Source organism: Staphylococcus simulans (genome assembly GCF_002902285.1).
GTDB classification, from domain to species: domain Bacteria; phylum Bacillota; class Bacilli; order Staphylococcales; family Staphylococcaceae; genus Staphylococcus; species Staphylococcus simulans.
Genome location: NZ_PPRU01000061.1, coordinates 1 through 11,397, shown reverse-complemented (window position 1 = coordinate 11,397; position 11,397 = coordinate 1). Strand labels below are relative to the sequence as shown.

General features: G+C 33.5%; 11 protein-coding genes. 8 read left to right on the top strand and 3 right to left on the bottom strand.

Annotation, left to right across the window (positions count from 1 at the left end; all coding sequences use genetic code 11):
* The first annotated feature begins 221 nt into the window (after window positions 1–221).
* Window positions 222–743: an NAD(P)H-dependent oxidoreductase gene (locus tag CD112_RS12650; protein ID WP_107552694.1), complete on the top strand. Its 522-nt coding sequence runs from the start codon at window positions 222–224 to the stop codon at window positions 741–743.
* Between the two features lie 43 nt (window positions 744–786).
* Here CD112_RS12650 and CD112_RS12645 read toward each other — a convergent pair whose 3' ends face one another.
* Together CD112_RS12645 and lexA are read right to left on the bottom strand one after the other, a co-directional pair.
* A complete protein-coding gene (locus tag CD112_RS12645; RefSeq protein WP_002480850.1) occupies window positions 787–1,470 on the bottom strand; it encodes a phosphoribosylaminoimidazolesuccinocarboxamide synthase in 684 nt (227 codons plus the stop codon).
* 341 nt (window positions 1,471–1,811) lie between these two features.
* Entirely contained in the window at window positions 1,812–2,435 is a 624-nt protein-coding gene (gene lexA / locus CD112_RS12640) for a transcriptional repressor LexA (protein WP_023015256.1), read from the bottom strand.
* A 144-nt stretch (window positions 2,436–2,579) separates the two neighbouring features.
* On the opposite strand from lexA, the gene sosA reads away from it, so the two are divergent.
* From sosA to sbcC, 7 genes are all read left to right on the top strand, one after another.
* Window positions 2,580–2,813, top strand: a complete 234-nt coding sequence (sosA, locus tag CD112_RS12635; protein ID WP_002480852.1) for a DNA damage-induced cell division inhibitor SosA — start codon at window positions 2,580–2,582, stop codon at window positions 2,811–2,813.
* A gap of 156 nt (window positions 2,814–2,969) precedes the next feature.
* A complete protein-coding gene (locus CD112_RS12630) occupies window positions 2,970–3,212 on the top strand; it encodes a DUF896 domain-containing protein (RefSeq protein ID WP_002480853.1) in 243 nt (80 codons plus the stop codon).
* Between the two features lie 208 nt (window positions 3,213–3,420).
* A complete protein-coding gene (tkt, locus tag CD112_RS12625) occupies window positions 3,421–5,409 on the top strand; it encodes a transketolase (protein WP_103364414.1) in 1,989 nt (662 codons plus the stop codon).
* 174 nt (window positions 5,410–5,583) lie between these two features.
* A complete protein-coding gene (locus tag CD112_RS12620) occupies window positions 5,584–5,814 on the top strand; it encodes a YneF family protein (protein WP_023015255.1) in 231 nt (76 codons plus the stop codon).
* 161 nt (window positions 5,815–5,975) lie between these two features.
* Complete coding sequence (locus CD112_RS12615; protein ID WP_002480856.1) at window positions 5,976–6,443, top strand: CcdC family protein; 468 nt, start codon at window positions 5,976–5,978, stop codon at window positions 6,441–6,443.
* 278 nt (window positions 6,444–6,721) lie between these two features.
* Window positions 6,722–7,849, top strand: coding sequence for an exonuclease subunit SbcD (gene sbcD / locus CD112_RS12610; protein WP_103364413.1), 1,128 nt, complete (start codon window positions 6,722–6,724; stop codon window positions 7,847–7,849).
* Window positions 7,846–10,887 carry an exonuclease subunit SbcC gene (gene sbcC, locus CD112_RS12605; protein WP_103364412.1) on the top strand — a complete coding sequence of 1,014 codons (3,042 nt, stop codon included), beginning with the start codon at window positions 7,846–7,848 and terminating at the stop codon, window positions 10,885–10,887. The genes sbcD and sbcC overlap by 4 nt, the downstream gene beginning before the upstream one ends.
* Window positions 10,888–10,945: 58 nt before the next feature.
* On the opposite strand, the gene mscL is transcribed toward sbcC, so the two are convergent.
* A complete protein-coding gene (gene mscL / locus CD112_RS12600) occupies window positions 10,946–11,317 on the bottom strand; it encodes a large conductance mechanosensitive channel protein MscL (protein WP_002480859.1) in 372 nt (123 codons plus the stop codon).
* Window positions 11,318–11,397 lie beyond the last annotated feature (80 nt).

Below are 11,397 nucleotides of genomic sequence, written 5' to 3'. Positions count from 1 at the left end.
ATTTTTATACATATTTTCGAAAATTTCATAAAAAAATAAACTACCGTTACACTTTTTCAAGTTATAACGGTAGTTTGTCTACGGTCTGCTGTTAACCACAAATTGTGGTTAACATTTTTTTAATAGAAAATGTTCGCAATTTTTGTGAAGCATCATGGCAAAAGAAATGTTTAAAAGTTATAATCATTTCGAGTATTGAAGAAGATCAAAGGAGTGCAAAGATGCGAAAATTAGTCATTATTATCCATCCAGATATAGAAAACTCAGTAGTTAATCGTATGTGGAAAAATGCTTTGATAAACGAACATATTGATGTGGTCGATTTATATGAATTGTACTCTGACAGAAACATTGATGTTGCACGCGAACAAGAAAGATTAATGAGCTACGATACAATAGTATTCCAATTTCCATTGTATTGGTATAGTAGTCCGCCATTATTGAAACAATATCAAGATGAAGTATTTTTATTTAATTTTGCATATGGTCCAGAAGGAACGAAACTTCGTGATAAAAAATTTGCGATTGCGACGACAGTTGGCAGTTTAGAAGAAGATTATTCAGAAGAAGGTTCGAATCGATTCACGTTAGACACATTACTTTCACCATTCGTTGCGACTTTTAATTATATCGGTGCCCAATATAAAGGACACTTTGAACAATATGGTACAGTGAATCATGCGACGAAAAACGAATTGATTGAAGGCAGCAAGCGCTATATAGAATTTGTGAAAAAGTTGTAAATAAAAAAGCTGAGATCGTTTTTTGATCTCAGCTTTCGTTTAATTAGAATAAATACTCTCCAAACTCTAAAGGTTCAATGTATTTGCCGTCTTTATCAAACACACGCATGTTACCGCCAGAGATTTCATCAATAAGTAAAACTTCACCAGTTTTTTCATCGCGACCAAATTCTAATTTAATGTCGTAAAGTTCTAAACCTTTTTGTGCAAGTTCTTCTTTAATGATGTCTGAAATTTTTACTGTTAATTTAGCAATTTCGTCGTATTCACCTGGTTTTAAGATGTTTAACGCTTCAAGACCTGCTTTGTTGATGAGTGGATCTTGTCTTTCATCATCTTTTAAAGTCATTTCTACATATGCGTTAAGTGGTGCGCCTTCTTCGATATAGTCACCGTATCTGCGGATAAATGAACCCACTGCGCGGTATCTGCAAATAACTTCTAATCCATGACCGAATACTGATACTTTTTTAACACGCATTTGACGATCTTCAATGTTTGCGTCGATATAATGTGTTGGAATACCAGCAGCGTTGATTTTTTCGAAGAAATAACTTGTCATTTTAAGACCAGCTTTACCTGAACCCTCAACAGTTAAGCCAACTTGGTTTTCACCTGGATCAAATTTGCCATCTTTTCCTGTCATATCATCTTTGAAGAAAAGAACAATTTCACCATCTTTGTCTTGATAGACATCTTTTGTTTTACCTTTGTAAATTAAATCCATTTCATCTCACTCCTCAAGTATTACTCATGTTTAGTATAAGTGAATTTCTCTTTTATATAAATACAAAAGTATGAAAATATGATGGCATTGCTGCATTTTAAACTAAAAAGGCAAGGTGCATGCAAGACTAAAGCCGCTTTAAGATGCAAATTATTTATGCACAGTATAAAAAATAACAGAACGGAGATAAACACAACAAAATAATTAAAAACACCCCATAATGTCTATGAATTTTGGACATTATGGGGCGTTAGTAGTTTACTAATCTAATTTGAATCTAAATAATTTGTCACGAACAAAATTTAAGAAGAGATGATATGCCTATGAACAGATACGATTGCCTACAGCTCTCTAAATAGACCTACAACTTTACCTAAAACAGATACATGTTCTAAATAAATAGGTTCCATTGTACTGTTTTCAGGTTGTAATCTATAACGATGTTTTTCTTTGTAGAAGCGTTTTACAGTTGCTTCATCATCTTCTGTCATAGCTACAATAATATCACCGTTTTCTGCGATAGTCTGACTTCTGACGATGACTTTATCTCCATCTAAAATACCAGCTTCAATCATACTGTCTCCAACAACATTTAAAATGAAAATGTCGCTGTTATGTGTTGATGTAAAGTGTTCTGGTAACGGGAAGTATTCTTCTACATTTTCTACTGCTGTGATTGGGACACCGGCTGTGACTTTACCAATAACTGGTACATGGATAGTACCTTCGATTTCAGCAGCATCTTCAATTTGGTCGCTGACAATTTCAATTGCGCGTGGTTTTGTAGGGTCACGACGAATATACCCTTTGCTTTCTAATCGTGATAGATGCCCGTGTACAGTAGAGCTTGAAGCAAGTCCGACTGCTTCACCGATTTCTCTGACACTTGGCGGATAACCTTTTGTATGAACGACTTGTTTTATATATTCATAAATTTCGCTTTGACGCTTCGTAAGTTCAGTCATTTATATGCACATCCTCTTCTAGTTTGTTCTTATTATATCACGTTAATATAGCCTTTACAAACATTTGTTCGTAAAAGTGTTGACACCGAACAATCGTTCTGATATTGTTTAAATACAAACAAACGTTCTAGGGGTGTTCGAATAATGATTAGGAAATATCAAACTAGTTTTTTACTATATACAGCAGTATTGTTAATGTCTTTTATGTTAGTTTCAGCGTTTTTAATCGGTGCAGAGCAGTCAAGTAATGAGGAACAAGTGTACGAAATGACAGATCATACACTTCCAACTAAGGTAGAACAAAAAGCCGAACATGAGCAACAATATATAGAACAGGGCGAACAAAATAACAGACCTATCGTCGCAACTGTTCACTGATTTATAAATAAAGTGTGTTGATTATACTGCTAACACGATGTGTTCTATGGTGTAAGGTTTCTGTGATTGGGAATAAGTTTAGTAGAACATATTGATTTTATTTTGAGCGATTGTTTGCTAAGATAAATAATCATCAGACTAATGGAGGTCGATAGCATGGCAGATCAACATAAAGAAACAATTAACCGTATTAATGAACTTTCTAAAAAGAAAAAAGAAGAAGGCTTAACAAAAGAAGAAGCGAAAGAAAGAGCAGAGTTACATCAAAAATATCTTGAAACATTCCGCGAAGGTTTCAAACAACAAATTGAAAATACAAAAGTATTAGATCCTGAAGGAAATGATGTAACACCAGAAAAATTAAAACAAGTACAACGTGAGCAAAATAAAAGACAATAAAACTTAATATACTACAATAAATGTAGAGCTTTTAGAACAGAATAATTGATGTTCTAAAGGCTCTTTTTTCATGAAAATGTATATTTTGATTGTTTTAATCACTTTTATTATATTTGATAGCGATTTCATGAGGACAATAAATGTTAAACTTAACTAATTTAATGTATAATGGCATAAAATCATGCTGTATAGAAAGGAAGTTTTATTGATGTTCGATAAAAGAGATGAGCTTGCAATCAATACAATCAGAGCATTGAGTATTGATGCAATTGAAAAAGCAAATTCTGGTCACCCAGGATTACCGATGGGTGCTGCACCAATGGCATACACATTATGGACAAGACATTTGAACTTTAACCCTAATTCAAATGAATACTTTAACAGAGATAGATTCATCTTATCTGCAGGGCACGGTTCTGCATTACTTTACAGCCTATTACATGTATCAGGCAGCTTAGAATTAGAAGAATTGAAACAATTTAGACAATGGGATTCTAAAACTCCAGGACATCCTGAGTTCAGACACACACAAGGTGTCGAAGTAACTACAGGTCCACTTGGACAAGGTTTCGCAATGTCAGTAGGTATGGCAATGGCAGAAAACCACTTAGCAGGTAAATTCAACAAACCAGATGCTGAAGTCGTAAATCATTACACTTATGTTTTAGCTTCAGATGGTGACTTGATGGAAGGTATTTCTCATGAAGCAGCTTCATTAGCAGGTCACTTACAATTAGACAAATTAATCGTGTTATACGATTCGAATGATATTTCACTTGATGGTGATCTTGATAAAGCATTCTCTGAAGACATCAAAAAACGCTTTGAATCATATGGTTGGAACCACATCTTAGTTAAAGATGGTAATGATTTAGAAGAAATTAATAGTGCCATTGAAAAAGCTAAAGAACAAAATGGTCCAACTATGGTTGAAGTTAAAACAGTTATTGGTTACGGTTCACCAAATAAATCAGGTACACATGGTGTACATGGTGCGCCACTTGGTGATGATGAACGTACATTAACATTAGAAAACTATAAATTAGATCCAGAAAAACGTTTCTACGTTCCGGATGAAGTTTATGATGTCTTCAATGAAACTATGTTGACACGTGCAACTGAAAACGAAGAAGCATGGAAAGCTTTAGTTGAAAAATACGCAGAATCTTATCCAGAATTAGCACAAGAATTCAAAGATGCGATTGCTGGTAAATTACCTGAAAACTATGAAGCAGAATTACCAGAATTCGAAGTCGGTTCAGAAAGTGCTACACGTGCAGACTCAGGTGAAGTCATTCAAGCACTAAGCAAATCTGTACCTTCATTCTTCGGTGGTTCAGCAGACTTAGCTGGTTCAAACAAATCAAATGTTAAAGATGCACCAGACTATGATCGCAATACACCTGAAGGTAAAAATATTTGGTTCGGTGTTAGAGAATTTGCGATGGCAGCAGCTGTAAACGGTATGGCAGCACACGGTGGAGTAAATCCTTATGGTGCGACATTCTTCGTGTTCAGTGACTATCTAAAACCAGCATTAAGACTTTCAGCAATTATGGGTCTTAACTCAACATTTATCTTTACACATGACTCAATCGCTGTTGGTGAAGATGGTCCAACTCACGAACCGATTGAACAATTAGCAGGTTTACGTGCAATTCCTAATATGAATGTGATTCGTCCAGCAGATGGTAACGAAACACGCGTAGCTTGGGAAGTTGCATTAGAGAGTGAACAAACACCAACTTCATTAGTATTAACACGTCAAAACCTTCCTGTATTAGATGTTTCTAAAGAAACAGTAGAAGAAGGTGTACGTAAAGGTGCTTATGTAGTATATGAATCTGAAGAAAATCCAGAATATCTTGTATTAGCTTCTGGTTCAGAAGTAAGCTTAGCAGTAGAAGCAGCAAAAACTTTTGCGGATAACGGTAACTCAGTACGTGTTGTTTCTATGCCGAACTGGCATGCATTTGAACAACAACCAAAATCTTACCAAGATGAAGTTATCCCACCAACAATTAAAAAACGTTTAGCGATTGAAATGGCTTCTTCATTAGGTTGGCATAAATATGTCGGCTTAGAAGGCGAAGTACTTGGTATCGATCGTTTCGGCGCAAGTGCACCAGGCGGATTAGTTGTTGAAAAATATGGCTTCACTAAAGAAAATGTTTTAAAACTTTTGAATAACCTATAAGTTTTGAATTAAGATAAAGATAAGAGCTATTCTACAATTGAAACACCCAAAATAGCGGTTAGCGTTTCAATGAGTTAGGAATAGCTCTTATTCTTATGTTTTAGTATCGATTCAACTTGAAAAGATGAAATTATTTTAGTAAAATGCTAAAGGATAAAGAAAGTGGGTGAGACAATGGCAACTTGGATAGCAATTTTATTAATCATTGCTGCACTTATCATCGGTTTAGTTGGTGGATTCTTCCTAGCAAGAAAATATATGATGGATTATCTTAAAAAGAATCCTCCTATTAACGAAGAGATGTTACGTATGATGATGATGCAAATGGGCCAAAAACCATCTCAAAAGAAAATCAATCAAATGATGACGATGATGAACAAAAACATGGATCAAAAAATGAAATAATCAGTATCTATAAAAAGAAAGTTGTGTGCAGCGGCATATAGCTTTCTTTTTATTTGTATTTATACATTTTCAATCGTTTTGATATGGAAATATAGACACAAAATGATATACTATGAAATGATTTCTCAGGATAGACTTAATGTAGAAAAGAAGGTGTCACGGTGTTATATCTTATATTCTCAGTCGGTGTCGCATTTTTAATGAGTATCGGCGTTATTATATTACGAATGAAAGCACAACAATATCCAGTCAATGAGAAGAAACTCATATTGCCGCCGATTTTTATGTCTACGGGTGCGCTGATGTATGTTATTCCTTATTTTAGAATCACAGGACTTGAAGCACTTGAAGCAATGGCAGTTGGGTTGATGTTCTCAATTGTATTGATTTGGACATCTCGTTTCGAGATAAAAGGCAAAGAGATTTATATGAAACGTTCGAAAGCCTTTCCAATCATTTTGATTTCCTTGCTAGTGATTCGTACTGTTATGAAACTTGTCATCAGCAGTCAAATTGATCCAGGTCAACTCGGCGGTATGTTTTTCTTATTGGCATTTTCAATGATTTTACCATGGCGAATTGCGATGTTGATGAAATATAAAAAATTAAGAAAACAAATAGCTGATTGATGGATAATAGTAAATAAAACAATAAATATAATTTAAACGATGTTTTGCAATGATTGGTAAAGCATCGTTTATTTTTATTTTGGGTAAAGAAATAAGCATAAAGTGAGGTGACTCGGAGTGAAGCTCAAACATGTTATTGGTATTATTTCAGCGATTATTGCTGGGATGGTGTATACCTTTGCGAAATTTCAAAAGTTATATAAGTAGTCAATGATAAACGTCTATTCTCTATAAAGGGATGGATGTTTTGTATTATAATCAATAAAAGAGGTGATTAGATGAAAATCATACATACTGCCGATTGGCATCTAGGTAAAATTTTAAATGGGCAATCTTTTTTAGAGGACCAGCGTTACATTTTAAACCAATTTATTGATGCGATGAAAGAAGAACAACCAGACGTCATTGTCATTGCAGGTGACTTGTATGACACGAGCTATCCAAATAAAGAAACAGTTAAATTATTAGAAGAAACAACAAGAACTTTAAACTTAACATTAAATATCCCACTTATCATTATTAGCGGTAACCATGATGGCAGAACACGATTGAATTATGGAGGTAGCTGGTTTGAGCATACGCATTTATATATTCGCACCAATTTAGACCGCATTGCAGAACCGATTACGATTAATGGTGTGAATTTTTATATGTTGCCATACGCAACTTTAGGAGAAATTCAGCATTTCTATCCAGAAGAAAATTTGAAGTCCTACGATCAAGCAATTCAATGTTGTTTAAAACATATGACAGCACAATTAGACTCTAATCAAACTAATATATTAGTCGGTCATCTGACTGTTTCAGGCGGCATAAAGTCAGATTCAGAACGTGAGTTATCTATTGGAACAGTTGAAGAAATACCGGAAAATGTTATGAAGCAATTTGATAGCGTACTCTTAGGCCATTTACATCATCCATTCAGTATTCAATCAGATTTTGTTTATTACAGTGGCTCACTCTTACAGTACTCATTTTCAGAAACGAAGCAAGCAAAAGGTTATCGTAAATTAACTGTAGATGAAGAAGGATACATTGAATCTATTTTCATTCCACTCAAACCATTGAGAGAATTAGAAGTCGTTGATGCCACTTATGAAGAAGCAATTCAAGAAAATGCACAAGTTAAAAATAAAGAAAACTACATCCATTTCAATTTAACTCAACTTTCACATGTTAATGATCCGATGATGAATTTAAAACAAATCTATCCTAACGTATTAGCACTATCTAATCAGAGTCGAACGTTTGAAGTACATGAAACACAAAATGCGATTAAACAAATGACAGATAAAGAAATTATTGAGGATTTCTATGAAAGCATGACACAAAAATCATTAAGCAAAGTACAAGAACAAAAAATTAATGACTTGTTAAATCGCATGAATCGAGGTGAAGAAGCATGAGACCATTGACATTACATTTAGAAAACTTCGGGCCTTTCTTAGACGAAACAATAGATTTCTCTAAACTAGAGGATAACGAACTGTTTTTAATCAGCGGTAAAACAGGGTCAGGAAAGTCTATGTTATTTGATGCGATAGTCTATGCTTTATTTGATGAAGCTTCTTTAGAAAGCAGAAAAGGCAAAGAGCTTAGAAGCCATTTCGCAGATGGTAAATCACCAATGGTTGTCACATTTGAATTTCGATTGAAAAATCGTTTATTTAAAGTCGTCCGACAAGCACCCTTTGTGAAAGAAGGAAATAAAAACGAGACAAAAGGCGAAGCACTAATTTACGAGTGGAAAAATGACGGCTATGAACTTATAGAAAGTCGAATCAGACAAGGAAAAGAGTATCTGATCAGATTATTAGGCGTTAATGCCAGTCAGTTCAGACAATTATTTATTTTGCCGCAAGGTGAATTTAAAAAGTTTTTATTCTCTAAAAGTTCTGAGAAACAAACAATTTTACGTACATTATTCAACACAGTACGTTTTGACCACCTAAAAAAGCAACTAGAAGAAGAGATTAAAGATGAAAAACATCAAATTGAATTACGTTATCAAACAATTGCGCAACATTGGCAAAATGTAGATACTTTTGAAGATGAACATTTAGAAAATTTGAAAACAACACCAAGTATTCAAACAGATAAATTGATGTTGTATATCCCAGAATTTGAAACAACAGCTGAAACATTATTAAAAAAACTGACAAAACAAAAAGAAAAAGAACAAAATGAATTTGAAAAAGCAGATGCTACGTATCGTAAAGCACTTGAACTGAATCAAAATATCAAAGCATTACAACAAGAACAAGAAAAGTATCAAAACTTAACAAATGAAGTACAACATATTGAATTGTTAGAAACACTTTTAAAACAAATGAGAGAAGTGCGTCCTTTACATCAAATTTTGACGACACTTGAACAATCGCGTGAAGATTACACACAAACGCAAGAAAGATCCGAAAATTTAACTAAACAGTTAAAACAAATTGAAACGCAATTAGAAGAAAGTAAACAACAGTTAAAACAATTACAAGAAAATCAATCACAAATCGAACAAGCACAACATTTTATAAGTGAAACTCAATATTTTTATAAAAATGCATCTCAATATCAAAGTGCTTATAAATTAATCGATGAGCTGACAGTTGAAGTGAAACAACTAGAAGATGCATTAAATGAACAACAAGCACATTTAAAACAACTTGATTCAAGTCATGAAACAGTTCAACAACCGGATTACGAAAAAGTAAATCAACTAACACAGAAACTGTTTGAAATTGACAATGAAATTAAAGCAGCTGAACAATATCAAACTGCCTTTACGACATATCAAAAGCAAATACAAAATATTGAACGGCTAAAAACAAAGCAAGAAGAAAATCAAAAGGCCTTAAATGAACTAGAAGAAAAAATCAAAGCATTCAATACACATCAGTTAGAATTAGACAATCAAGAAACAATGATTCGAAAATTACAATCTATGTTAGAACCTGGTGATCAATGTCCAATTTGTGGTCATGAAATTACATCATTGTCAGATCATGTAGATTACGAACAATTAAGAGCTTATCGACATGAACTTGAAAACTTACAAAAACAAAGAGATGAATTAAAAGCTAAAGCAGCCGAATTCAATACAGAAATAAAAATCGAGCAACAAGCAGTCAATACGTTTGAAGAAACACATGGCACTGAAAATACCAAAGTGGATATAGAAGCATTAAGAGAGAAATATAAAGATACAGAAACCAAAAAACAACAACAACAAAAAGCTAATGCTGAACTTGAAGAGAAAATAAAGCAAAAACAACAAACTAAAGAAGCAATTCAGTCATTACAGTTAAAAGTGGCCAATCAACAAGCAGAATTGACGAACCAGCAAAAACTGATTAAAGCGTTTGAATCAAATACTGAATATAAAGATGTAGTGGCATTTAAAAATGATTATGAAACTAAAGAAAAAGAAGTCCGTCAATATGAAACACAACAGACAAAGTTAACTGAAAAAATAAGAGAGCTTGAACAAGACTTTGCATTAAAACAAAACTCGCTTCAAAGTGTTAATGAGCGTCTATCAGAACTCTCAGAACAAATCAAAAATCAAGAAACACAGTCTAATAAAGAAATGGAAACGCTAGGTATTCAATCACCAGATGAAGTGAAAAATGTTCTGGAAAAAATGAGTGAGAAAGCATCTATTGAACAAGAAATTAAAGATTTCCGTGACGCTCAAGTTAAACTAGCCAGCCAAATTGAGAATTTAAAACAATTGATACAAGGACAACCTGAACCAGATTTAGAAAGTTTGGAAGCGCAACTTCAAGAGGCGAAAGAGAAGTTAGATGTGCAAACGCGACAAGTGAATGAACATGAATTCAAAATCCAGTCTAATCAAAAAGAATTTAAGGCGTTAAAAGAGAATATAACAACGTTACAGCAAGAATTAGCTGATCAAGAAGAGATTTTCAGACTTTCAGAAATTTTATCTGGAAAAAATATTCAAAAATTAACATTAGAAAACTTCGTGTTGAGATATTACTTAAACTTGATTATTGATAATGCGAATAAACGTTTCTTCCAGATGACAAATCAAAGGTATAAATTGGTGAGAAGCGAAGCGGTGTCAGTAGGTTACAGTGGATTAGATATAGAAGTCTTTGACTGGTATTCTAATAAATCACGACCGATTAGTACATTGTCAGGTGGAGAATCCTTCCAAGCTGCATTAGCCTTAGCGTTAGGCTTAAGTGAAGTGGTACAACAAGAATCTGGCGGTATTACGTTAGAAGCTATCTTTATCGATGAAGGATTTGGAACGCTAGACCAAGAAACGTTAGAAACAGCATTGGATACATTGATTAATATTAAAACATCAGGTCGAATGGTGGGGATTATTTCTCATGTCAGCGAGTTAAAACAACGCATTCCAAGTATTTTACAGATTCATTCAAATGGTTATCAAAGCCATGCAGAATTTAGATTTCAATAAAAAAAGCAATGCCACAGTTATTAAAATTGCGGCATTGCTTTTTATTTTGTGCTAAATCTTATTGATCAGATGGGTTGTTCTGTTTTTGAAGTAAGTCTCTGATTTCAGTTAATAAGATTGTATTTTCTTCTGGTTCTTCTTCAACTTCTTCTTTCTTCATCATAGTGTTAGCTACTTTGACGAATAAGAATAATGCAAAAGCGACGATTAAGAAATCAATAATAGATTGAATAAATAAACCATATTTAATACCGAACATTGACCAGTTTTTCGCAAAATCTACTGTTCCGAAAATCAAACCGATTAACGGCATAATAATATAAGTGACAAGTGATGTAACAATCTTATTGAATGCAGCTCCCATTACTACTGCGACAGCTAAATCTAATACATTTCCTTTAAACGCAAACTCTTTAAATTCTTTAAACACGAGTATGTCCTCCTAAATTTACTAAAGTTAATTATACATTAATGTTTTAAGTAATAAAATACATTTTTTTAGATGTTGGA